The sequence below is a fragment of the Sphingobacterium arenae genome (assembly GCF_014692505.1).
Taxonomy (GTDB): domain Bacteria; phylum Bacteroidota; class Bacteroidia; order Sphingobacteriales; family Sphingobacteriaceae; genus Sphingobacterium; species Sphingobacterium arenae.
The window spans coordinates 1,482,064-1,506,539 of record NZ_JACNYK010000001.1; the positions used below are offsets into that span (position 1 = coordinate 1,482,064).

Here is a 24,476-nt window from a genome sequence, read left to right on the forward strand (position 1 = left end):
AAACAGCAACAAAACACACAGCATATGAAACCAAGATTAGCAGAAAACGAAAAAGATAGTCCAATCATCGTAGGATTGGATATTGGAACAACGAAAATTTGTGTTACAGTCGGTCGTCGTAGTGGAGCCAGTAAAATTGAGCTTTTGGGTGTAGGGAAAGCGGAGTCCTCGGGGGTTAACCGTGGAGTCGTTGCGAACATCCAAAGAACGGTCAGTAGTATCCGGGACGCGGTTTCCATTGCGGAATCTCAATCGAATGTAGATATCAAGGTGGTGAATGTAGGAATCGCTGGCCAGCATATCAAGAGCATTCAACATCGGGGTATTCTAACCAAACGCGATTACGACGAGGTTACCCGTGTTGACGTGGAGCAACTCATCTCCGATATGTATAAGCTGGTTCTCCCTCCGGGAGAGGAAATTATCCACGTATTGCCCCAGGAATTTACCATCGATAACGAACCAGGTATTAAAGAGCCTATTGGGATGGCTGGACGTCGTGTAGAAGCTAATTTTCATATTATTTCCGGACGTGTAACAGACATTAACAACATTAAACGGTGTGTAGACAATTCGGATTTGGAGATTTCTTCCTTGGTTTTGGAACCTCTAGCATCATCTGAAGCTGTGTTGGATGACGAGGAGAAAACAGCTGGTGTGGTGTTAGTGGATGTTGGTGGCGGTACGACCGATGTTGCGATTTTTCATGAAGGTATTATTCGTCATACGGCGGTGATTCCATTGGGAGGGAATATTGTGACGGAAGATATAAAACAAGGTTGTTCGGTTTTGCGTAATCAAGCAGAGCAGTTGAAGGTTCGCTATGGCTCTGCGTTGGCTGATGAAAATAAAGACAATGAAGTGATTTGTGTACCAGGTATTCGTGGGCGTGAAGCAAAAGAAATATCGGTGAAGAACTTAGCCTACATTATTCAGGCACGGATGGAGGAAATTATTGAGCACGTTTATTACGAAATTAAATCGTCTGGTTACGAAGATAAATTGATTGCGGGCATAGTCATCACCGGCGGCGGTGCGCAATTGAAGCATTTGGTGCAATTGGTAGAATACATTACCGGAATTGATTGTAGAATAGGTTATCCCAACGAATACCTGGCAAAGACAGAAATGTTGAACAAACAGGCGTTAGAAGAATTGAAAAGCCCGATGTACGCAACTTCCATTGGATTGCTAATCAAAGGTGTTCAAGCTGTGGAAGACGCCGAAGCTACCGAACACGAAGAAGAAGCGTTCAAAAAAAGCGGACGAGTAAAAGATATAGCTGAAGAAAAGAACAAAAAAGAAAGTTGGTTTTCCAAACTGTTATCCGACTTCATCAAGGATGACACGGGAATTGATGACGATACATTTATAGGAAGGAAATAAGTAAGTTTTCCACATCAGGTCTTTTTTCCACAAATTCACAAATGTGGAAAACTGTTGTGAGGAATTTGGTATTATTACATTTGAATTGTTGAACCTATCGGGGATTTCTAAGTGGTTTAGCAAGAGTTAAATAGGGTATTTTATGTCGATACAATTTGAAATGTTAAAGGAACAATCGTCAATAATCAAGGTTATTGGGGTTGGTGGTGGTGGTGGCAATGCCGTAAACCACATGTACAAGCAAGGGATCAGCGGTGTAGACTTTATCGTTTGCAATACGGATGCACAGGCGTTAGAGCTAAGTCCTATCCCAAATAAGGTGCAGTTAGGCACAAGTTTGACAGAGGGAATGGGCGCAGGTGCTGACCCCGACGTAGGTGAAAATTCGGCTATTGAAAGTATCGAGGATATCAAACGTATGCTAGGTACCAATACGAAGATGCTTTTCATAACAGCAGGAATGGGAGGTGGTACGGGTACTGGAGCTAGCCCCGTATTGGCTAAGGCTGCAAAAGAGCTGGGCATCCTCACCGTAGCTATTGTAACTACTCCTTTTACATTCGAAGGTAAGCGACGTCGCGCGCAGGCGGAAGAAGGTATGGAAGAGTTGCGTAAATATGTAGACTCTTATCTAGTTATCTCGAATGACCGTTTGCGAGAGATATTTGGGAACCTTACCATGCAGGCGGCTTTTGCGAAGGCGGATGATATTTTGACAACAGCGGCGAAAGGTATTGCCGAAATTATTACCATTCCGGGCTACGTGAATGTGGATTTTAAAGATGTACGTACCGTTATGAATGATAGTGGTGTTGCCATCATGGGGAACGGAATATCTACCGGCGAAAATCGCGCTATTGAAGCTGTAACAGGCGCATTGGCATCGCCGCTATTGAAAGATAACGAAATTGAAGGTGCGCGCTATATTTTGCTGAATATTACCTCCGGTAAAAATGAAGTAACGATGGATGAAGTTGCTATTGTTACCGATTATATCCAGGAAAAAGCAGGCTTATCTGCGGATCTTATTTGGGGTAATTGTATTGATGAGAATTTGGACGACGAGTTGTCGGTAACTATTATTGCGACAGGTTTCCAAACGGCGGAAGAGCGTGTTATAGAAAAAGAGAAGGAAAAAATAGCATTACCTTTAACACCAGAGCCTACCACAAAACAATTCGTAAAGCCAGTAGTTCAAAATCAATTTATAAAGAAAGAAGGAAGTGCTGATACACAACAGCCGTTTATTAAACCAATCCAGGATACTATCGAGAAAACACCTTCTTTTGGAGGGACTAGTGCGCCTCAAGGAGATTTGTTTACCTCGCCGAAGCCCATTCATGCGGCAGTTGTAAAAAAAGAAGAACCAGAAGTGATTCGCCATACGCTGAGCTTAGATGAGCCGGAGCAAGAGGAGGCTGTTGAAGATGCTGGCTTTGAACTGAAGACTTCTCCTTCCATGTTTGAATTTAAGTTGCCATCGGTATTCGATGCCTATAAAAAGGAAACACCATCACCATCAGAGGGGGAAGAAGCGGAAAAGCCGGAAAACATAATAAGAGAAGAAACGGTGGCACAAGTAGAAGCTACACCGGAAAAGGAAATTGATTTTGAAGATCAATTGATGAAGACGAAAGAACGAATATTGCGCTTGAAAGAATTGAGCATGAAGTTGAAGTCTAGCAATGGTTTGCAAGAGTTGGAAAATGAACCGGCTTATAAACGTCGACAAAAATCATTGGAAGATGTGCCACATTCGTCGCAATCCCAAGTGTCAAGGTTTACGTTGTCGTTTGATGACGGAGAGACAGAGATTCGTCCGAACAATTCGTTTCTGCATGATAACGTTGATTAATCGCACATGAAATACACCTGAAAGACAGCCGAAATGCTGTCTTTTTTGTTTATATTTAACCGAATTGAAAATTAAAATATTGACGTTATGTTGGCTAAACTAAATAATCCGATATGGGTAATGAGCTCTGCGTATGATAAATTATCTTTGGACGAACTGATAGCGACCTCCAAGCAGGTGGGGGCGCAAGGGATTGACTTGTGTGTGTTTAGAAAAGACGGTACACGAGAAGATCACACCGCTACACATCTAACATACGAAGACTTTTCGCCGGAAGATGGTAAGCGCCTTATTGAAAAATTTAATACAGCAGAATTGAGCTTATCTTTGGGTGCGTTTGAGAACATGATTGGTGGCGACCCGGAACAACGTGTAAAAAATCAGAACCATCTGTTGCGTCTTATTCGAATAGCGCACCTTTTGGGAGGAGACGAGAATGATGTGAAAGTAGGAACATTTGTAGGATACAATCATGACCTGGGAAATGAGATAGACGGGTTTCACAAGAATTTAGAAGAGTATAAGCGTGTATTCGAGCCGATTGTAAAATACGCGGAAGATCTCGGCGTCACGATTGTATACGAAAATTGTCCGATGGAGGGTTGGCGTTCTGCTCGTTATACCTCCACGTATAATAATTTGCCTGCTGTATTGGCCGCGAGAAAATTGATGTATACATTAATTCCGAGCAAAGCACATGGTGAAATATATGACCCTTCACATGATATATGGCAAAATGTAAATCCTGTGGACGTGATAGAGCACATGGATATCGATCGATTGAAACGCATTCACGTAAAAACGACTCGTAATTTAAAAACCAAAGCCCGTGTAGAATGGGGAGGAATGTACCCTATGCAATATGTAGATACATCCTTAGCAGAACGTGCAGGAGTAACTATTCCACAACATGATTGGGATCGTCACCATTACGAAGCTATGCTTCCGGGGTTTGGCGGAACGGATCATATGGATTGGAATGATTTTGTGGCCGTATTGCATCGGAGAGGTTTCGATGGCCCTTTTGAAATTGAAAATGAAGCTAAGAATTCCAAAGATACGGGTAATCTTGCGGCAACTAATCAAGGGTTTGCAAATTGCATCCGTTTCCTATCACCCCTATTGTGGGAGTTAGATCTTGAAGAGGGATATACTTTTCAGCGGAGAAGTTATTTGAAAGAGCCTTCGGTAAAAGATCTTCCAGAGGTTTTCATAACCGACTTGATATAGATAAAAAAGGCTGCAACGCAGCCTTTTTTATCTATATCTTTTATGTATTTCCCTCACTATGTAATTTAAATAGCTCGATCAATTCGGGGATATTACCTACATTTAATTTTTCGAAAACACGACTTTTATAAGTGCTTACCGTAGAAGAGCTTAACTCCATTAGTTTTGCCACCTCCAAAATACCAAGTCCCTTTGTTAGATGCTTGGCTACATCCATTTCACGATTGGATAATTTGTGCAACGGATTGTTCTTGACGAAAGAAGATTTGCTTGTTGTGAGTTTCTGTATGTAGAGTTCTTTAACCGTATCTGACATATATTTCCCGCGTGTCATGATACTCTCTATGGCGTTTTTAAGCTCGGACATCGCGGTTGTCTTATTTAGGTATCCACAGGCACCTGCATCGATATAACGCAAGGCATAAATACTTTCCTCATAAGAGGAAAAAACCAATATCTTCACTGCGGGTTGGATATCTAATAACTTCTTAACGACTTTAATATTATTTCCGCCGGGCATGTTGATGTCGAGCAGGAGTAAGTCGAAGGATTCTTTGCGTAAATGATTGTAGACTTCGTCGTAAGTTTGTGCCTGTTGAATATCTGTATTGGGAATGCACTCCTTAATAATCATAGAAGCTCCTAGCCTTACAATGCTATGGTCATCAGCTATTAATATTCTCTTCATTTACGTGGGTACTTCTGTTGATGTTACGTAACTTTTGCTGTCGACGCAATTTTTTGCATCTAACTACAAACCTACATAAAATGCTTTGTATTTTCCAACCGAATGTTAAACGAGTCCATACATGTCTCGAAAAAACAAAAATGCTTACTGCCTATAGTACAAAATAGGCATGTGGAGTTCATCGTTCTGCACAATATCATGTCGCTGTAATATGAAGACGGATATTGTAGTTCTCCACTTATATATTTTTTATAAAAAATATAAAAAAGTGTATTCAGCAAATGTCATCATCATATGTGTTGGCATGAATAATGATATATATGGCTGTGTTAAAAATATTTCGAATTTTTTGAATATTGTAGATTTAATTGTCATTTTTGATTATTGATTATTTTTAAATTTAAAATTATGGGGTTTCTAAAAGAATTTAAAGAATTTGCCATGCGGGGAAGTGTCGTCGATCTTGCTGTCGGTGTGGTAATTGGAGGTGCCTTTGGCAAGATTGTGACGTCCATGGTAGATGATATTATTATGCCGCCCATCGGCTATATTACTGGTGGAGTAGACTTCAGTAATATGAAGTATGTCCTCACGGAAGCTAATGAGACGGCTGGTACTACCGAAGTAGCCATTACTTATGGCAATTTTATCAATGTTATTATTCAGTTTTTGATTATCGCGTTCTGTATATTCTTGGTTATTAAAGGAATAAATTCTTTAAAACGTAAAGAAGAAGCTGCGCCTGAAGAAGCCCCTGCACCATCCAAAGAAGAGATACTGTTGGCTGAAATCCGGGATATACTTCGTAATAAATAGCGTGTTTCGGCAAGCGTCTTCAGCGAAGAAGAAAATTATAGAGATGAAATTTGCTTCTTTTCGAGGAAAACAGTACTTTTGCATTCCCTATTATATAGGGAGGGATTGATTTAGATATAAAAACAAGCATAATAGCGTCATGAAAAGAACATTTCAGCCTTCGTTAAGAAAAAGAAGAAATAAGCACGGTTTCCGTGAGCGTATGAGCACAGCTAACGGTAGAAGAGTATTGGCGGCTCGTAGAGCTAAAGGAAGAAGACGTCTTTCTGTATCAGACGAATACCGTCACAAAGGATAAGTCAACTCTGTGGCTCCTGAGGGCTTGTGTTTCGGCAAATAGTCACGATGAGCTATACATTTACTAAAGAAGAACGATTATGTAGTAAAAGACTTCTCGAGCGTCTTTTCCGTAATGGTTCTTCTTTTGTTGTTTATCCTTATCGAATCGTGTTTCTGTATAGCCCATTAGTGCAGAAAGACACCATTCCAGTACAGTGTGTGATTTCTGTTTCCAAACGTCGCTTTCGGCAAGCGGTGGATCGGAATGCGATAAAGCGTCGTATACGCGAGACCTACCGCCTGCAAAAATCAGATTTATACAACTTTCTTCAGGAACATTCCCTACATTTGCTCTTGGCATTCCAATATGTGGGAAAGGAAAAGGAACCCTATGCAATGCTCTATCAACGTATGGGAAAAGTATTAGCCAAGCTGAAAGATGCACATACTCAAATTTATATGGGAGAAGCTGATTAAACAACCATTACAGTGGTTTTTTGTACTTATTATTCGTTTTTATCAACTTTTCATTTCACCGTTTCTGGGTGCCAACTGTCGATACACGCCTACTTGTTCACAATATGGTAAGGAAGCTATTCTAAAGCATGGTCCTTTTAGAGGAGGTTATCTGGCGATTCGACGGATTTTGAGATGCCATCCTTGGGGAGGGCATGGGCACGATCCTGTTCCATAATGTTTATGACTGAAAATACGTACATCTTACAAATAGAAACAGCGACGCCGGTGTGTTCGGTCGCTATCAGTAAAAATGGTGAAACCATTGCTCAAGTGGAAGCAGACGGTCCTAATTTACATGCAAGTTATCTGACGTTGTTCATTGAAGAAGCTTTAGAAAGGGCAGACGTTAGCCGGAAAGACCTGCATGCCGTAGCGGTGAGCAAGGGCCCTGGCTCCTATACCGGTCTCCGAATAGGTGTTTCGACAGCTAAAGGTTTGTGTTATGCGCTCGACCTTCCATTAATTGCTGTCAATACGCTGGAAGCGATGGCGCACGGATTTGTTCGGCAAAAGGATAACCTAGCAGATATAAGCTCTATTCTGGTTCCGATGATTGATGCACGTCGGATGGAAGTCTATATGGCCGAATATAATGAACAGTTGCAATGTATGAAAGAAACAGCTGCCTGTATCATAGATGAAAATTCGTTTGCCAATCAAACAAGAGATCGGTATTATATTCTCTTTGGGAGCGGTGCGGACAAATTTGAGACACTTTTCGAAAATAGGGCAGACGTACAGGTGAAAATGGGATTTCGTAATGCCGCGTCATTTTTCGATAGCCTAGCCTTCCAAAAATTCAGGCAGGGCGCCTTTGAGGATGTGGTTTATTTTGAGCCGTATTATCTGAAAGATTTTATCGCAACGACTCCAAAAAGACGTTAGCTATAACCATCTGCGCTTTTTGAACCAATAATAAATAAGTGCAGCAAGAATAGCCATCGCTAGCATTATTGCCGGATAACCATAGTACCACTCCAGTTCGGGCATATTTTTGAAATTCATACCATATACACCTACGATGAATGTAAGCGGCATGAAAAATACCGATATAATGGTTAAGGTGCGCATAATGTCGTTCGTATGATTGGACTCTATATTGAAATAAACCGAAAGCAGTTGCGCTGTATTTTCCGAGATGTTGCGGTATAAAGTAGATGAGCGGGCATAAATATCTTTTAAGTCCTGCGTATAAATATTTTTGAATGCCGATAAGTGGAAGAAATCTACGATGTCTTTGTAAAGTGTCAAAATAATACGAATAAGATCTATTTGACGTTTAATATGATACAGCTGGCGGAGGAAATCTCTTTTCCGCCGGTTTAAAAAAACCATTTCTTCATAGCTGTCCAATTGGGTATTCAGTTTGTTGATAACCAGGTTTTCAAAGGTCTTTAGTGCTTCTGAGGTAAGGTGGTTGATTAAAAGCTTGCTGGAGTTAAGCTTGTTAAACGGAAAGTTGTCAGCAAGTTTTTCCAAGTACTCGACATTTCCACGGTGCACCGTAATGACAAACTTATCACTAAAGAATACAGATATGCGTTCGGTTATTTCCGTTAAGGTATCGGAAAAGTTGTCAAATTTAGTCGGAATCGAACGGATGATGAGAAAGTGATAATTTTCAAATTCTTCGATCTTAGGCAACTGTCCTACCTGTAGACAATCTTTAATGGAAGCTTCATGCAATTGATATGTCGTCTTGAGCGTTGCGAAATCTTCCAGTGTAGGTTCGGATATATCGATCCAGTCGAAAGGCGCATTGCCAGCATCTAAGATAGTACGTACCATATGCGTTACAATTATCCATAAATATATAAAAACAAATAAGGCTATTCTTAGAATAGCCTTATTTGTTTGAATTTTCTTATTTCTTTTCTTTCGCTTTTTTGTCTTGGTATTCCTTGTTTAACGCCGCTACTACTTCGGTGGTAATATCCTTTTTCTTTTCCGCATATAACACGGTAGGGTTGGAGACGGAGTAGGTTAATACTAATTCATAGCCTTTCTCTTCTGCATGTTTTTTCAAATACTCCGAGATCGTGTTATACACATTATTGAACTCAGTCGATTCATCCTGCGCAATCGAAGCGGAAGCATTTTGGTCTAGACGGCCCAATTCGTCTTGTTTACGAGCAAGTCTTTCTTCGGTAGCCTGGCGGTCAGAAGCACTCATGGTAGCCGCTTTTTGTTGATACTCAGCAACCTCACGTTGGAAGGCTTGTCCTTTACTTTGTAAATCACCTTGTGCTTTTTTGACCTTCGCTTCGAGCTTCGTTCTAACATCTTTGTAATATTCGTATTTTTCGGATAACGTATCAGCGTTTATATAAACGATTTTCTCTCCTTCGTTAGCGTTCGCTACCGATGCCGTCGAATCATTTGTCGTATTCGTGGCTCCGGTATTCGCATTTTGATTACAGGAAGCTATAGCCAAAACGGCGACTAACCCTAAAGATACGTTTGTTACAGTTTTAAGTAGTTTATTCATATGTATATAACTTGTTTTTTTAATGGTCATATGGAATATCCAGTCATATTTGTGTACACTTTTATCGCGGACTGGTGGACATACTGCTTTGCCGTCATTCGTGTACGTTTAGCCATCGTGGATATTTCATTCTAATATAGTTTTCAGAAAACAAACCTAAGATAAAAAATCAAATTTTAGAAGTTCTTTATTATTTCTTGGCGAAATAAGACGTTATAGCCAACAGAATCAACCTTGTTTTATCGTTATTTACGATTTTGATGAGGTCGATTGTATAGATATCATCTCTTGATTTTTAGGGAAAAAAATCGTATTTTTGGATGTTAAACGATACTCATTTTAATTTAATTTCATGAGCGAAGAAAATAAGAATTCATCAACGTACTCTGCAGACAATATTCAGGTATTAGAAGGTCTGGAAGCGGTACGTAAGAGACCTTCCATGTACATTGGCGATACGGGTGTTAAAGGTTTACATCATTTGGTTTATGAGGTGGTCGACAACTCTATTGACGAAGCGGTTGCGGGGTATTGTTCAGAAATTACAGTTACGATTCACAGTGACAATTCCATTTCTGTTAAGGATGACGGACGAGGTATTCCTACCGGTATCAACAGGAAAGAGAATAAATCGGCTCTGGAATTAGTGATGACCGTGTTGCATGCCGGGGGTAAATTTGATAAAGATACCTATAAAGTGTCTGGTGGTTTGCATGGTGTAGGGGTTTCTTGTGTAAACGCGCTGTCTACCCGTTTGTCTGCCGTGGTACATCGTGAGGGAAAGATTTTTCAACAAGAATATGAAAAAGGGAAACCTTTGTATGATGTGAAAGAAATTGGAGAAAGTGAAATCACGGGGACCATTGTCACTTTTCGGCCGGATCCCGATATTTTCACGATGACGATTACGTACAACTACGATACATTGGCCAATCGTTTACGAGAGTTAGCATTTCTAAATAAAGGCATACGTTTATCGCTGATAGATGAGCGCGAGATGAATGAAGATGGATCCCGTAAGTCGGATGAGTTTTTCTCGGAGGGTGGTTTGCGTGAATTTGTTAAATTTTTGGATGGAACGCGTCAGGCGCTTATTCCGGAACCGATATATGTAGAGGGTATCAAACAAGGGGTGCCTGTAGAACTCGCTCTGCAGTACAATGAGACGTATTCAGAAAACGTACACTCCTATGTCAATAATATTAATACCATTGAAGGAGGGACACACGTAGCGGGTTTCCGACGGGGATTAACTCGTACGCTAAAAGCCTATGCGGATAAATCAGGTTTATTGAAAAACTTGAAGGTTGATATAACAGGCGATGATTTTCGGGAAGGTTTAACTGCGGTAGTATCCGTTAAGGTAGCCGAACCACAGTTTGAGGGACAAACCAAAACAAAACTGGGAAATAACGAAGTGATGGGGGCTGTTGATATGGCTGTGGGGGAGATTTTGGGTATTTATCTAGAAGAAAACCCAAGGGAGGCAAAAACCATTGTACAGAAAGTTGTCATAGCAGCCCAAGCACGTGCCGCTGCACGTAAAGCAAGAGAGCTGGTACAACGTAAAACCGTTATGGGAGGGTCTGGTCTTCCTGGTAAACTAGCAGATTGTTCAGATACTGACCCGGAAAAATGTGAGATTTTCTTCGTCGAGGGTGATTCGGCAGGTGGAACAGCTAAGCAAGGCCGTAATCGCCGTTTTCAAGCCATTATGCCTTTAAGGGGTAAAATCTTGAATGTTGAGAAAGCCATGGAACATAAGATTTATGAAAACGAGGAAATAAAAAATATGTTTACGGCGTTGGGCGTAAGTGTCGGGACTGCAGAAGATTCCAAAGCCCTGAATATAGAGAAATTACGTTATCACAAGATCATCATCATGACGGATGCCGACGTCGATGGTTCACACATTGCAACGCTGATCTTGACTTTCTATTTCCGTTACATGAAAGAGCTGATAGAGAAGGGTTATGTATATATAGCAACACCACCGCTTTATCAGGTCAAGAAAGGGAAAGAGTCCGAGTACGCATGGAGTGAAGACCAGCGTCTGGCAGCTATCCAGCGTTTGAAAGGCACGGGAAAGGAAGATTCCGTCAGCGTGCAACGTTATAAGGGGCTTGGTGAAATGAATGCCGAACAGTTATGGCAAACCACTATGGATCCAGACCAGCGTACTTTACGCCAGGTGACCATCGAAAATGCTGCGGAAAGCGATCGTATCTTCTCCATGTTGATGGGAGATGAAGTCGCTCCGAGACGAGAATTTATCGAAAGAAATGCGAAATACGCAAAAATTGACGTATAACACATAGGTTGATGCACGATCCCGATCTAAACCAGATCGGGATTTTTTTATATACTATATCAGTTTCTGTTCGATAGCCATTTTAACCAATACGGCTGTGTTTTTTGCACCCAGTTTTAATAGGAGGTTTTTCCGGTAACCACGGATTGTTTCCGGACTTAAAAAGATTTGGTCAGCAATTTCTGTATTGGTCAAGCCTTCTGAAATAAGACGAAGCAGTTCTCGTTCCCGCGGGCTTAGCCAGATGTTTTTTTCTGAAGGCCGTTTCATCAACAAGTCTATCTCATGGCAAAGAAACGTTCCACCGGCAGCAACGACTTCTATCCCCATCAATACTTCATCCGCCATCGCGTTCTTAATGAGATATCCAGAAGCACCGTTATCTAACATTTGCCGAACAATGGCATATTCATTATGTGTCGTTAGTGCCAATACCTTGATTTTGGGGAATTGTTCTTTTATTTCCTTGCAAAAATCCAGTCCACTCGTATCAGGCAAACCTACGTCCAACAATAGAATATCTGGTTTCCAAAAACCAAGGGATAATCGACACTCCGTGGCGCTATGCGCTACACCAACAACCTGAGCTATACCAGAATCTTGAATAAGACTCTGTAACCCCTCCGTTAGGATTTTGTGATCGTCTACAATAGCTACGTTAATCATTTTCATTTTCTGTTCTCTCCCCGAGCTTCATCCTTTTGTGTATGGTCCAACTCGACATGAATTTCCGTGCCCTGCTCAGAAGAATAGATATTCATCTTCCCTTGAAAGGCCTCCACCCGTTGCTGTACATTCTGTAAGCCCATCCCTTTTGCAATCTTTTTCTGATCGAAGCCCTTACCATCATCTTGCACCGTAAAAGAGATTCGATTTTCTTCCTGCACCAGCTGCACGTGGATATGGTTAGCTTCAGCGTGCTTGAGCGCATTATTAACCAGCTCATGGATACAACGGTAGATCATAATTTCTAATTTTTCCGGCAACCGGGTTTCATCACCAAAGTAGTGAAAATCAGCTGTAGAAATCGCCATGCAGAAATCGGTCAAGGAAGTCTTTAAACCGTAACGCAGTAATGATTCTGGCATCATGTGATGGGCTACGCGCCGCAGTTCCTGTATGGAATCATCCAGCATACCAAGAGCTTTTTGAAAGCGAGATACATCAATGGTTTCCAATACGGCTGCCTCTCCCTTCATCTGAGGCAGATTAAATTTTACCAACGATAACATACTACCTAAACCATCATGGAGATCTTTCGCCAGGCGAGTTCGTTCTGCCGCCTCACCATCCAAGGTGGCCTGTACAGCCACCAATTGCTTCTCTTGTTCCAGTCGTTGAGATTCTTTCTCGGCAAGTTTTCTTTTGGAAACGGCCAAACGATAGCGGATGAATGCAAAGGCAAGTGCGATGAGAAATATAGTCGCCCCAGCAACACCTAGTAAAATATAAAGCTTTCGTTGTTTTTCTAACCCTGCTATTTTGAGTTCTTTTTTCTCCGTTTGATATGTTGTTTCCAAAAACGAAGTTTGTTGTTGACTTGCTTCATTATAGAGCGTATCTTTAAGTGTATACGCTTGCAACAGCTGCTGATAGGCCATTTCAAAATTTAGGTTGTTAGCACTCACTTGTGCCCCGACCGATAACGCGATTTCTTTTTTATCTTTTGATTGCAACTGTTCGGCTAACTGTAAAGTTTTTTTAGCCGCTAACCAAGCGTTTTCATATTGTTCATTTTGTAAGTAAGCCTCCGATAGTGCAGCGTTTTGCCGCATGAGCTCCCATTCATCGCCTATCGATTCCGCTAATTCTGTGGCCTTCTCGTATTCTACCACGGCTGATAGATAGTCTTTTTTATATTTCATAAGATAGGTGCCGTAATTTAAGTGATACAACAATATCTTATAGGGGTCATTGTAACGCTCTCCATATTCTAAAACTTTGTTTAGCAAAGGAATTATTTCGTGGTATTTGTCTTGCTGTAATAAGGCATCTGACAACGCAATGCTCCCGGTCGCTTCCATAAAACTATCATTGATTTGCTGCGCGTGCGAAATGCATTCGCGGGCGTACTTTTCTGCTTTTTGGTTATCTTTAACAAGGGCATACATGGTCGAGATATTGTTCAGGGTATACGCATAAAATTTTGTGTTTTCAACTTCGTCAAATAATTTCAACGCCTGAATATAATCATCAATTGCGCCTGCGTATTCCCCTTTTACTTGTTGGATTGTGCCGAAATTATGAAAAACCATCGCAAGGCCTTCAACAGCCTCTTTTTGGTTCAACGAACGGAAGAGTTGTTGTGCTTTTCCAAAACAATAAATAGCCGAATCGTAATCTGCTTTTATCTGAAAATAGCAAACTCCCATAAATTGATAGCTTTGTGCGAGTTCTAGCGGAACTCTTTGTCTTTTTGCAATAGAAAGCGTTTTCTTTGCAAGATTGAAGGTTTCCGTAGGGTGGCTATAAACTCGTTTTTTTTCCGTTTCTAATAGCGTTGTTATATTCAATTTCCCCTGACTATCCGTATGCTCCAAAATCAAGGAGTCTATATATTGTCCTAGTGAGTTCAATGGCAAACTAAATCCCAAGAGAATTATGAGCCATGGCCAGAATTGATTTGTCGTTTTATATACATGTCTTTTCATCAACCTATCTATAAAGGGTTATCCATTTGTGTTAGTTTAATGATAACAAAGGTAACGCATTTACCATGAATAAAAACCCCCTTTTGGGGGTAAGCTAGCTGTCCGACCTCTTATAACTTTGCCTTTACCATATCGAGAGATGTGAAAAATTAAACAATAAAAAGCAGGCAGTGGACCGTAAGTCTCGAGTCGTTCTTCATCGATTAGTTAAAATTAGACTGCCTGTTAGGTTAAACTCAGGCTTACGGTTTTTTAGATATGGCAACAATACTTTATAACAAATAACAATTAACAAAAATGAAAAAATCAATCTTTATTCTTCTGGCTATTTTTATGGCCGTAGCTGCGGAGGCGCAGCCATTTCAAAAAGGAACGACTACTGCCAATATTGGTGTGGGGCTAGGAACCGCACTTGGCGGGCTTGGTAAGGCACGTCCTGCTATTAGCGCCTCGATTGACCATGGGGTTTGGGATGTCGGTGGACCCGGAATTATTAGTTTAGGCGGCTATGTCGGTAATACCGGTTACAAATACGCAAGCGGTAATTATACCTACAAATGGAATTATATCGTAGTCGGGGCACGCGGAGCCTACCACTACAACGGGTTCACCTCAGTTCCTAAATTGGATGTGTATGGCGGCGTCATGCTCGGCTATAATATCGTTAAATATTCGTCCGATGGCGATGATATGTCCATGGCCAATAGCTACGGTAGTGGTATGGGATTCAGTGGGTTTTTAGGTGGTCGATGGTTCTTCAGCAACAGCATGGGTGTCTATGCCGAATTAGGATATGGTGTGTCTGTCTTGAATGCAGGTTTAACATTCAAGTTCTAATAAAGGTTATAATAGAAAGCCCCGATGGATTTCCAATCGGGGCTTTTGAAGTATAAAGATCAATCTAAATTATTTAGATTTCTTTTCGTCACCTTCCATTTGCTGTTTTAATTGTGCAAGAACATCTAAGTCACCTAATGTAGATTTCTCAACAGAGTCTTTTACTTTTTTCACAGCTGAATTAGCCGCTTTGGCTTCTTTTTTACGGTTATTGAATTCTTCGATGCGAGCTTCTGATTTTTTGTCCTCCCAAATACGTGAGTGAGAGATAACCAAACGCTTGTTCTCTTTGTTGAATTCGATGATTTTAAACTCAGTAACTTCGTCAACTTTCAATGGGTTACCGTCTTCTTTGATAGAGTGTTTGTTAGGGCAGAAGCCTTCAACACCATATTGTAATGCAACGATATCACCTTTGTCACCAACTTTGATTACTGTACCTTCGTGGATAGAACCTTCTGTAAAGATGGTTTCAAATGTATCCCAAGGGTTTTCCTCCAATTGTTTGTGTCCCAGAGAAAGTTTACGATTTTCTTCATCAAGCTCTAAAACAACAACCTCTAATGTTTCACCTACTTTAGTGAATTCGTTAGGGTGGTTGATTTTCTTAGACCAAGAAAGATCAGAGATATGGATTAAACCATCTATACCATCTTCTAGCTCTACAAACACGCCGAAGTTGGTCATGTTTTTAACAACAGCAGATTGCTTAGATCCGATTGGGTAGCGCTCTGTGATGTTTTTCCAAGGATCCGGTGTCAATTGTTTAATACCTAAGCTCATCTTCCGTTCTTCACGGTCTAATGTTAAGATTTCTGCTTCGATTTCATCGCCTACTTTCAAGAATTCTTGTGGAGAACGTAAGTTTTGAGACCAAGACATTTCCGATACGTGAATTAAGCCTTCTACTCCAGGAATGATTTCAAGGAATGCACCATAGTCTGCTACGGTAACAATTTTTCCTTTTACTTTAGAACCAACAGCTAGTTCCGTATCTAAAGATTCCCAAGGATGCTCTGATAGTTGTTTAAGACCTAAAGCGATACGTTTTTTCTCATCGTCAAAATCTAATACAACCACGTTGATTGTTTGATCTAAAGCCAAGACTTCTTTCGGATGTTCAATACGGCCCCAAGAAATATCTGTAATGTGAAGTAAACCGTCAACACCACCTAGATCGATGAACACACCGAAATCTGTAATGTTTTTAACAGTACCTTCCAATACTTGTCCTTTTTCTAACTTAGCAACGATTTCAGATTTTTGGTTTTCTAGGTCGTCTTCAATTAATACTTTGTGTGATACAACAACGTTTTTAAACTCATGGTTGATCTTAACCACTTTGAATTCCATCGTTTTACCGACGTATACGTCGTAGTCACGGATAGGTTTGATGTCGATTTGTGAACCCGGCAAGAAAGCTTCTACACCTTTGATGTCCACAATTAAACCACCTTTTGTACGAGATTTAACGAAACCGTCAATGATAGCATCGTTTTCCAATGCCTCGTTGATGGCCTCCCATGATTTTTGTGTTTTAGCACGTTTGCGTGATAATACGAGTTGACCATTTGCATCTTCTTGCGATTCTACAAACACATCTACTTTATCACCAGGTTTCAAGTCAGGTAAGTCGCGGAACTCCGAGGATGCTACAAGGCCGTCTGATTTGAAGCCTACGTTCAATACAACATCTTTGTTATTGATCGATACAACGATACCTTCAATAATTTCACCTTGGTTGATTTGATTGAACGTTCCAGCGTACTGCTCTTCTAATTTAGCACGCTCTGCGTCACTATAGTTACCGAACGCTTTTTCATCTAAATCCCAATCGAAGTCACCTTCTGGTGTGCTCCAAGTTGTAGACTTGATGTCGTCGATTAATTTTGAATCTGCTTCAGACTCGATTTCTTCAGTGTCTTTCACTACTTTAGTGTCAGCACCTTGTAGCTCTGCGTTTTTCGCCGCTAACTCTTTTTCTGCTTCTTGTTTTTTTGCCATTAATTATTAATTCTCCTTTTCCTTGCGTTGCAAGGACTGCAAAGATACGAAAAACTTTTATTTACAATAGATTATATTAAAAAAAAGGCTCCATTTTTTCTTGGAAAATCTGCGGAGCGCGGCAGGGCCGATTCTTTTTCATATCAACGAAGACGAGTTGTGTATACCCTGTATTCAACAGTACGCCATCTTGGTTGTATATTTCATATTCAAACTGAATACGTACTAAAGGTTTTTCCTTAATAGAGGTTTTGATCGTGATCAGATCGTCGTATCGAGCGGGCTGATAATATTTACAAACCAGATCAGTAACGGGTAGCATGACGCCCATGTCTTCCAATTCCTTATAGGAAATTCCGGTGCTACGGAGCATTTCTGTACGTGCTACTTCATAGAACGCAGCGTAATTCCCGTAATACACATACCCCATATTATCTGTTTCTGCGTATCGTATGCGTAGGGTGGTTTCGTGTGTAAACATACTACTCCTGCTATCTCATTATATTGCGTTCGTTCAACGCGCGTTGAAACTTTCGTGCGTTTATTAAATGTTCTGCCTGCGTTTTAGCAAAATTATGGTAACCCGAAAAATCATCTTTGGCACACATATAAATGTACTCGTGCTTTTGGTGATTCAGGACAGCGTCGATAGAAGCAATGCTCGGAAGCATAATTGGTCCTGGAGGTAGCCCCTTATATCGATACGTATTATATGGATTGTCGACAGTTAAATGCTTATTGAGGACACGCCTAATTGTAAAGTCGTTATTTGCGAAAATGACCGTGGGGTCTGCTTGCAATAACATCCCCTTTTCCAGCCTGTTGAGGTACAACCCGGCAATATCGGGCATTTCATCCGTATGCAACGCTTCTCCTTTGACGATAGAAGCGAGGATACTGACTTCTTGGGTCGTTAAATTAATAGCTGTTGCTTTTTCTTTACGTTCGGCTGTCCAAAATTTGTTGTATTCATCATGGAACCGAGCAATAATTTTATTGGGAGCCGTATTCCAATAAATTTCGTAGGTATTCGGCACAAACATCGTGAAGAAGTTTTCCACGGTAAAACCGTACGACTCTGCGATATCTTCCTTATTTAAGATCTCGATAAAAGAGGCGGAGTCTGCCTCGAAGTTTTTTCCTAGCAGGGCCGCGAAGTTTTCTTTCAAGCGGATGTTTTCAAACCGAAATTTAACCGCTTCCTGATATCCGCCTCTAAGATTCCCTATCAAGCGTCGGTTAGACATACCTTCGATAAGTTTGTAACGCCCAGGTTTAATATTTCCGGGGTATTCCATTGTTTCGGCTACGTAGCGGAAAAAATCGGGATTTTTGACGATTTGTTGCTCGGTAACGGTATGCAACACATCGTCGAAGGTATCGCTTGTCTTGACATATAAATATTCCTGTTTGTCACTGACGCTAGGCCCCATGAAAGCTTGGTAGCCTATCCACGCCATTACAGCGCCTACGATGACTAGCAACAGGAGTATAATGCCGAATATTTTTCGAAAACCTCTTCTCTTTATCGCCATGTTTCTTTAATTAGATAACGTTACGTTTACCGCACTGCCTAAGCTTATAAAACCGGCCGTACTATCCGGTTGTTGAGAAGTAATAGTTGTCGATAACGAGTCGGTTATTATTCCCCCATAGGAGATATTTCCTAAGTTTAACCCCACGCCAGAAAGGGCAAATCGTGCTTCACTTAACGATAAGCCGACAAGATTAGGCACTTCAACATCGTCGGCTCCCCGACCGTTACCCAATACAAGCGTTATCTGAGAGCCCTTCGGTATAAGTCGTCCGGCTTTTAATGGTTGTCCAGCAAATTTAACATCCAAAACAACATCTCGTGCAATATCCGCAATATATACGGTGTCCGCAATTTTAAGAGACTGGTTTCTCAAAATTGCAGATGCCTCTATCCACGTTTTTTCAATGATGTCTGGGAAGGCTACCTCTGGTGGCGTTTCAGTGATAATGGTCAAATAGACCGTCCGCCCGTTTTTCACCTGTGATTTCGGATCCGGATCCTGATCGATGACGAGCCCCGGTTGCGCATCCATCTGATATACGTAATCAATTGAATATTCCAAATCCGCTTTCTCCAATGTTTTGACAGCTTCATCGATATGTAACCCTTTTACCTGCGGTACTTCAATCGAAATGCCGTGTTTTGTATACCATTGAAGCCCGAGATAAACACCTAAAAACAGGAGTGCGAGCGCAATTAGCGCTCCAATTAAATTTTTTCTAAAAGTATCCGTTCGGAGATACAGTAATAATTTCGACATGTGTTGTTCCTCTATAATTAAAGCACATTATGCTATGGGCCGAACATGCAATATAATACACAAAATTATTCTTTTTTCCCCGTAACACAAGTTATATTTGTTTTCGTTTAACATTAATTAAGAATAAACGGTAAAGAAGTGAAGAGTTGGAAAAGATCCTTCCTTCGTCAGGATGAGAGGTTTTAGGAGTCCGCCAGTCGGTGGATGCATCTTTAGATAACCGAGCTTGTGTGCTCATCTTTAGATAATAACAAAAAGAATATGAAGACGAAAGTAGCTTTGATTACCGGAGGTTATACCGGGGAAGCGGAGGTTTCTTTTAAAAGTGCTGCATTTGTACAGGCGCAACTCGATAAGGAAAAGTATGCGGTCTATCCGATAACGATCACGTTGGATAGTTGGTTTCATGTAACGGATGCCGGAATTAAGATTTCGGTCAATAGAGAAGATTTCTCATTGGATATCGACGGGGATATCGTCATGTTTGATGTCGCTTTTATTATCTTACATGGCTCACCGGGAGAAGACGGACGGTTACAGGGATATCTCGATATGATTGGGTTACCCTATACGTCCTGTGGAGCGTTGACATCTGCGTTAACCATGAATAAGGAGTACACCAAAGCCGTTATATCCGGTATCCAAAATCTCTATGTGGCAAAATCCGTTTTGCTGTTTGGACCCGATCGGCAGGGAGCGGGCGATGTTGTGCAGAAAAATCTAACTTTACCTTATTTCGTAAAACCCAATGCCGGTGGAAGCAGTATAGGAATGTCAAAAGTGAAAGTGCCATCCGAACTACAAGAGGCGTTGGATAAAGCTTTTGACGCCGCAAATACAGGCTGTCAGGTTCTTGTCGAAGAATTTGTAACAGGTCGTGAATTTTCGCAAGGTATTTTTCGAAATGCAAAAGGCGAGCTGCTGGTGTTACCCGCGACGGAGGTTCGTACGACGCGTGAGTTTTTTGATTTTGAAGCAAAGTATGTGGCGGGCTTAACGGAAGAAATCACACCTGCTGACTTGACAGAGGAGCAGAAAGAAAGAGCTTCCCGAATTATTCGAGATATTTATATACGGTTGAACTGCAAAGGCATGGTGCGGGTTGATTTCTTTTTAGAAAAGGATACAGATAAGTTTTACTTTATCGAAATTAACACGATCCCTGGCCAGACGCCGCAAAGTTTTATCCCACAGCAAGTTCGCGCATTAGGTATGAAAGAAAGCGAGTTTTATGCAGAATTGATTGAAGCGGTTATAGCACCCGATCCCACACTTCGAACGTAAAAGCATATGCATGTCGGTCATCTTGTGCGTGTCTTTCTTCACTTACCTTTTTCCACTCTGTTTGTGGAAGCTCCGGAAAGTAGACATCACCGTCTAACGTCGTATGTACCCGGGTTAATAAAATCTTTTGCGCGAACGGAAGCACCTGTTGATAAATTTTGGCTCCACCGATGACGAAGATTTCTCTCTCATCACGACAATACGTAAGTACCTCGTCGAGCGAATTCGCGACATCGACTTCCTCAGCAGACCAATTTAGATCTTTTGTTAATACAATATTGCGTCGTTGTGGAAGGGGTTTCCCTATAGATTCAAATGTTTTTCGCCCCATGACAACAGAATGGTCTAGGGTATGCTGCTTGAAATATTTAAAATCGTCTGGCAAATGCCATAGCATCTTATTGTTTTTTCCAATAGCATTGTTCGCTGCTGCAGCAACAATCAGTGTTATTTTTAGATTACTCATCGTTTGTTATTTTACCCTAATACAAATCCTACATCATTACACGGCAACGGGTGCCTTGATATGGGGGTGAAATTGATAATTTTCCAGCTCAAAATCCTCAAATTTAAATTCAAAAATATCTTTCACAGCCGGATTTATTTTCATTGAAGGCAGCGGTTTTGGTTCCCTGCTCAATTGCAATTCTGTTTGCTCAAAATGGTTGCTATAGATATGAGCGTCGCCTAGGGTGTGTACAAAATCGCCCACTTCCATATCACATACTTGAGCGACCATCATGGTCAATAAGGCGTATGATGCGATATTAAAAGGAACACCTAAGAAAATGTCCGCACTTCGCTGGTAGAGTTGGCAAGAAAGCTGTGGTTTCAGGATACCCTTTTCAGGTTGTGCGGGTGCAACATAAAATTGGAAAAAAGCATGACAGGGCGGAAGTGCCATATTCTCTATTTCCCCTACATTCCATGCAGATACAATAATCCGACGGGAATCGGGTGATTTTTTTAGTTGTTCAATAACTTGCGTTATCTGATCGATATGACGACCATCCGGTGTCGGCCAGGAGCGCCATTGCGAGCCGTATACTGGACCTAAATTACCGTTCTCATCTGCCCATTCATCCCAAATGCTCACACCATTTTCTTTTAAATATTTGATATTCGTCTCACCTTTTAAGAACCATATCAGTTCGTGTATGATGGAGCGAAGGTGTAATTTTTTTGTTGTTACTAACGGAAAACCATCGTTTAGATTGAAACGCATCTGGTAACCAAACACACTCCGGGTACCTGTTCCCGTACGGTCTGTTTTTTCAACTCCATTTTCGTAAACATGCCGCAGTAAATCCAAATATTGTTTCATATTGATTACGAAGATAGGCCTTTTTCTTCATTTTTTTCTTGATAAAAAAACGAAGCAAAAAAAATCAAGACTTGCATCGTTCCGCTACCTTTACTTGTCTATTCCTAAAACAGCATAAACTCGCGGTGCTCGGACAAATGCTGTTTTTAACGGAATATCCTGCGTAAAGCTGGCTGCGGAACGATGCGAGGTCGATTTAATCTGCGTAATCGCTGTGCAATTATGGATTGCGAACATTACAAGATTGCACGATCCCTAAATTAACCTTAAATGTCGCATCCAAATGTTTTACAACTGCACGAATCTATTTTTGGCACTATCCTAGATGTAAAACATTTGAAGCGACGAGTTTTTTATGGATAAGTGTTTATTTTAGTATCCATGAGCTCACTTCGTTCGGTTTTGGTTATTTTTTTGAGGGAAAAAAAGTAACTTTGCACCATTATCATGAACAAAAAAGTAGCTTTTTATACGTTAGGATGTAAACTGAATTATTCAGAGACGTCTTCTATTGGTCGTATTTTTAAAGAAGCTGGTTATGACGCCACGCCATTCAATAGTCAAGCAGATGTATATGTGATCAATACCTGTTCGGTAACAGATCATGCCGATAAGAAGTGCCGTAAGGTTGTGAAAGAAGCCCTAAAGCATTCTCCCAATGCCTATATCACCATTGTAGGGTGCTATGCCCAATTGAAGCCACAAGAGATTGCTGAAATTCCAGGTGTAGATATGGTATTGGGGGCGGCCGAGAAATTCAACATTATCGAACATATCAACGATCTGACTAAACAAGAAAAAGCGGTTGTTCATAATGCTCCGATTGACGAAACAAATCAGTTTGTTCCCGCCTTCTCCATAGGCGACCGTACCCGGACATTTCTAAAAGTACAAGATGGTTGCGATTATTCCTGTACATTCTGTACCATTCCGTTAGCACGTGGAGCAAGTCGTTCGGGCAAGATCGAGGATATTGTGCGGCAAGCGGAAGAGATTGCGGCTTCAGGCGTGAAAGAGATCGTGTTGACCGGCGTGAATATTGGCGACTACGGTATACGGGATGGAAAGCGACAGGATCGTTTTTTGGATTTGGTAAAAGCGTTAGACGAAGTGGACGGTATAGACCGTATCCGTATCTCGTCTATTGAGCCGAACCTTCTCGCGAATGAGATTATAGAATTTGTTGCGCAATCAAAGCGTTTTGTGCCACATTTTCACATGCCACTACAGTCTGGGAGTAACAAGGTGTTGTCAAAAATGCGGCGACGATATAAGCGAGAGCTGTATGCGGAGCGTGTTGCGAAGATAAAATCGCTTATGCCAGATTGCTGTATAGGGGTTGATGTTATTGTAGGATTCCCCGGGGAAACGCGAGAAGATTTTCTAGATACCTATAATTTTCTCCATGAAATGGACATCTCCTATTTGCACGTTTTTACCTACTCAGAAAGAGAAAATACAATTGCTGCCCAGATGGAAGGTGCTGTTCCTGGTGCACAGCGAAGTGACAGAAGCAAAATGCTTCACATCCTTTCGGAGAAAAAGCGGCGGTCATTTTACGAGCAGCAGCTCGGCAAAGTAGGAGAGGTGCTGTTTGAAGGTGATGTGAAAGACGGTTATATGCATGGCTTCTCCAAAAATTATGTGAAGGTACGTTCGTTGTACGATCCATTGATGGTCAATGAAATAGTGCCGGTTAAATTCACATCGATCACCGAGCAGTGCGAAGTGGAGTCAGAAGAGCTACCCGAGCTATTAGCACATTCCTAACATCGTAGTTTGGAACTGTCTCTGCTCGCGTATCATTTACGAAGGTGAAGTAAGTAAGATGTTCATTCTGCGGCGCCAAATATAAAAACATTGTCAAACTAATTTGGGATGCTTATTTTTGTTGTATGCAGCGACAACTCTATCGATACATCGCACTATTTTCGTGGATTATAGCCGTTTTCTTATTGGTATCTTGTGGAACGAAAAGAAAGGTGCTTCATCGCGGTGATCATGGGCAAGGCACGTCTTCTACGAGCAAGTCAATTCCCACAGATGCAAGTGATGCGCGCGGTAAATCAATATCAGGAACCGGTCTAGATAATTATGCATCCATATTAGGCGTATCTTCTCGGGATTTGAAGAATAGATCGTTGTATGAATTTATTGATAAATGGTTGGGCAGCCCCCATCGTTTGGGTGGCATGAAGCCATCAGGCATAGACTGTTCTGGTTTTGTGGGGATCTTATACCGCGAGGTTTACGGCAAAGATCTGCCTCGTACCTCACGGGATATGGGGAGCCAAGTAAAGCGAAAATACGAAAGGCAGCTGCGTGAAGGTGATCTGGTTTTTTTCTCATTTGGTGGTAGAAATATCGATCATGTGGGCGTATATCTGCATAACAATAAGTTTGTACACGTATCCACGCGCAGAGGAGTTATTATCTCCGACATAAAAGATAGTTGGTACTATAAATACTTTGTACGCGCCGGAACGCCTAAAATCTAACATTCAAAT

24 protein-coding genes are annotated in these 24,476 nt (G+C 41.2%); 13 read left to right on the plus strand and 11 right to left on the minus strand.

Annotated features, from left to right (window positions below):
- Nucleotides 1-24 precede the first annotated feature (24 nt).
- From ftsA to H8B17_RS05675, 3 genes are all read left to right on the plus strand, one after another.
- Nucleotides 25-1,386, plus strand: coding sequence for a cell division protein FtsA (gene ftsA, locus H8B17_RS05665; protein ID WP_190308149.1), 1,362 nt, complete (start codon nucleotides 25-27; stop codon nucleotides 1,384-1,386).
- Between the two features lie 142 nt (nucleotides 1,387-1,528).
- On the plus strand, nucleotides 1,529-3,241 hold the full coding sequence (gene ftsZ, locus H8B17_RS05670; protein WP_190308150.1) for a cell division protein FtsZ: 1,713 nt from the start codon (nucleotides 1,529-1,531) through the stop codon (nucleotides 3,239-3,241).
- Between the two features lie 87 nt (nucleotides 3,242-3,328).
- Nucleotides 3,329-4,471 carry a sugar phosphate isomerase/epimerase family protein gene (locus tag H8B17_RS05675; protein ID WP_190308151.1) on the plus strand — a complete coding sequence of 381 codons (1,143 nt, stop codon included), beginning with the start codon at nucleotides 3,329-3,331 and terminating at the stop codon, nucleotides 4,469-4,471.
- Between the two features lie 40 nt (nucleotides 4,472-4,511).
- Here H8B17_RS05675 and H8B17_RS05680 read toward each other — a convergent pair whose 3' ends face one another.
- A complete protein-coding gene (locus H8B17_RS05680) occupies nucleotides 4,512-5,159 on the minus strand; it encodes a response regulator transcription factor (RefSeq protein ID WP_190308152.1) in 648 nt (215 codons plus the stop codon).
- Nucleotides 5,160-5,567: 408 nt separating this feature from the next.
- Here H8B17_RS05680 and mscL point away from each other — a divergent pair, with 408 nt between their 5' ends.
- From mscL to tsaB, 5 genes are all read left to right on the plus strand, one after another.
- The gene (mscL, locus tag H8B17_RS05685; protein WP_190308153.1) at nucleotides 5,568-5,975 is read left to right on the plus strand and encodes a large-conductance mechanosensitive channel protein MscL; all 408 of its coding nucleotides are present in this window, start codon (nucleotides 5,568-5,570) and stop codon (nucleotides 5,973-5,975) included.
- A gap of 139 nt (nucleotides 5,976-6,114) precedes the next feature.
- Nucleotides 6,115-6,273, plus strand: coding sequence for a 50S ribosomal protein L34 (rpmH, locus tag H8B17_RS05690; RefSeq protein WP_105716541.1), 159 nt, complete (start codon nucleotides 6,115-6,117; stop codon nucleotides 6,271-6,273).
- A gap of 47 nt (nucleotides 6,274-6,320) precedes the next feature.
- On the plus strand, nucleotides 6,321-6,731 hold the full coding sequence (locus H8B17_RS05695; protein ID WP_190308154.1) for a ribonuclease P protein component: 411 nt from the start codon (nucleotides 6,321-6,323) through the stop codon (nucleotides 6,729-6,731).
- Nucleotides 6,694-6,948 carry a membrane protein insertion efficiency factor YidD gene (gene yidD, locus H8B17_RS05700; RefSeq protein ID WP_190308155.1) on the plus strand — a complete coding sequence of 85 codons (255 nt, stop codon included), beginning with the start codon at nucleotides 6,694-6,696 and terminating at the stop codon, nucleotides 6,946-6,948. The genes H8B17_RS05695 and yidD overlap by 38 nt, the downstream gene beginning before the upstream one ends.
- A 5-nt stretch (nucleotides 6,949-6,953) precedes the next feature.
- On the plus strand, nucleotides 6,954-7,658 hold the full coding sequence (gene tsaB, locus H8B17_RS05705) for a tRNA (adenosine(37)-N6)-threonylcarbamoyltransferase complex dimerization subunit type 1 TsaB (protein WP_190308156.1): 705 nt from the start codon (nucleotides 6,954-6,956) through the stop codon (nucleotides 7,656-7,658).
- Here tsaB and H8B17_RS05710 read toward each other — a convergent pair whose 3' ends face one another.
- Together H8B17_RS05710 and H8B17_RS05715 are read right to left on the minus strand one after the other, a co-directional pair.
- Entirely contained in the window at nucleotides 7,659-8,561 is a 903-nt protein-coding gene (locus H8B17_RS05710) for a CorA family divalent cation transporter (RefSeq protein WP_190308157.1), read from the minus strand. It lies immediately after the preceding gene.
- A gap of 76 nt (nucleotides 8,562-8,637) precedes the next feature.
- Nucleotides 8,638-9,261, minus strand: coding sequence for an OmpH family outer membrane protein (locus tag H8B17_RS05715; RefSeq protein WP_190308158.1), 624 nt, complete (start codon nucleotides 9,259-9,261; stop codon nucleotides 8,638-8,640).
- Between the two features lie 352 nt (nucleotides 9,262-9,613).
- Here H8B17_RS05715 and gyrB point away from each other — a divergent pair, with 352 nt between their 5' ends.
- Entirely contained in the window at nucleotides 9,614-11,572 is a 1,959-nt protein-coding gene (gyrB, locus tag H8B17_RS05720) for a DNA topoisomerase (ATP-hydrolyzing) subunit B (RefSeq protein ID WP_190308159.1), read from the plus strand.
- A 54-nt stretch (nucleotides 11,573-11,626) separates the two neighbouring features.
- On the opposite strand, the gene H8B17_RS05725 is transcribed toward gyrB, so the two are convergent.
- Together H8B17_RS05725 and H8B17_RS05730 are read right to left on the minus strand one after the other, a co-directional pair.
- The gene (locus tag H8B17_RS05725) at nucleotides 11,627-12,244 is read right to left on the minus strand and encodes a response regulator (protein WP_190308160.1); all 618 of its coding nucleotides are present in this window, start codon (nucleotides 12,242-12,244) and stop codon (nucleotides 11,627-11,629) included.
- Complete coding sequence (locus tag H8B17_RS05730) at nucleotides 12,241-14,223, minus strand: tetratricopeptide repeat-containing sensor histidine kinase (protein ID WP_190308161.1); 1,983 nt, start codon at nucleotides 14,221-14,223, stop codon at nucleotides 12,241-12,243. The genes H8B17_RS05725 and H8B17_RS05730 overlap by 4 nt, the downstream gene beginning before the upstream one ends.
- 297 nt (nucleotides 14,224-14,520) lie before the next feature.
- On the opposite strand from H8B17_RS05730, the gene H8B17_RS05735 reads away from it, so the two are divergent.
- A complete protein-coding gene (locus H8B17_RS05735; RefSeq protein WP_190308162.1) occupies nucleotides 14,521-15,060 on the plus strand; it encodes a hypothetical protein in 540 nt (179 codons plus the stop codon).
- A 69-nt stretch (nucleotides 15,061-15,129) separates the two neighbouring features.
- Here the strand turns inward: H8B17_RS05735 and rpsA are convergent, their stop codons facing one another.
- From rpsA to H8B17_RS05755, 4 genes are all read right to left on the minus strand, one after another.
- Nucleotides 15,130-17,064 (minus strand): 30S ribosomal protein S1, encoded by a 1,935-nt coding sequence (rpsA, locus tag H8B17_RS05740; protein ID WP_190308163.1) that lies wholly within the window; start codon nucleotides 17,062-17,064, stop codon nucleotides 15,130-15,132.
- Nucleotides 17,065-17,140: 76 nt separating this feature from the next.
- The gene (locus tag H8B17_RS05745; RefSeq protein WP_190308164.1) at nucleotides 17,141-17,545 is read right to left on the minus strand and encodes an acyl-CoA thioesterase; all 405 of its coding nucleotides are present in this window, start codon (nucleotides 17,543-17,545) and stop codon (nucleotides 17,141-17,143) included.
- Nucleotides 17,546-17,555: 10 nt separating this feature from the next.
- A complete protein-coding gene (gene mltG / locus H8B17_RS05750; protein WP_190308165.1) occupies nucleotides 17,556-18,599 on the minus strand; it encodes an endolytic transglycosylase MltG in 1,044 nt (347 codons plus the stop codon).
- Nucleotides 18,600-18,605: 6 nt separating this feature from the next.
- A complete protein-coding gene (locus H8B17_RS05755) occupies nucleotides 18,606-19,361 on the minus strand; it encodes a PASTA domain-containing protein (RefSeq protein ID WP_190308166.1) in 756 nt (251 codons plus the stop codon).
- A gap of 261 nt (nucleotides 19,362-19,622) precedes the next feature.
- Here H8B17_RS05755 and H8B17_RS05760 point away from each other — a divergent pair, with 261 nt between their 5' ends.
- Entirely contained in the window at nucleotides 19,623-20,645 is a 1,023-nt protein-coding gene (locus tag H8B17_RS05760) for a D-alanine--D-alanine ligase family protein (RefSeq protein WP_190308167.1), read from the plus strand.
- On the opposite strand, the gene H8B17_RS05765 is transcribed toward H8B17_RS05760, so the two are convergent.
- Both H8B17_RS05765 and H8B17_RS05770 read right to left on the minus strand, forming a co-directional pair.
- Nucleotides 20,614-21,111: a dihydrofolate reductase gene (locus tag H8B17_RS05765; RefSeq protein WP_190308168.1), complete on the minus strand. Its 498-nt coding sequence runs from the start codon at nucleotides 21,109-21,111 to the stop codon at nucleotides 20,614-20,616. The two genes, H8B17_RS05760 and H8B17_RS05765, sit on opposite strands and share 32 nt — an antisense overlap.
- 36 nt (nucleotides 21,112-21,147) lie before the next feature.
- Nucleotides 21,148-21,969 carry a thymidylate synthase gene (locus H8B17_RS05770; RefSeq protein WP_190308169.1) on the minus strand — a complete coding sequence of 274 codons (822 nt, stop codon included), beginning with the start codon at nucleotides 21,967-21,969 and terminating at the stop codon, nucleotides 21,148-21,150.
- 447 nt (nucleotides 21,970-22,416) lie between these two features.
- Here H8B17_RS05770 and mtaB point away from each other — a divergent pair, with 447 nt between their 5' ends.
- Both mtaB and H8B17_RS05780 read left to right on the plus strand, forming a co-directional pair.
- A complete protein-coding gene (mtaB, locus tag H8B17_RS05775; protein ID WP_190308170.1) occupies nucleotides 22,417-23,739 on the plus strand; it encodes a tRNA (N(6)-L-threonylcarbamoyladenosine(37)-C(2))-methylthiotransferase MtaB in 1,323 nt (440 codons plus the stop codon).
- Between the two features lie 125 nt (nucleotides 23,740-23,864).
- Complete coding sequence (locus tag H8B17_RS05780; protein WP_190308171.1) at nucleotides 23,865-24,467, plus strand: C40 family peptidase; 603 nt, start codon at nucleotides 23,865-23,867, stop codon at nucleotides 24,465-24,467.
- Nucleotides 24,468-24,476: the final 9 nt, after the last annotated feature.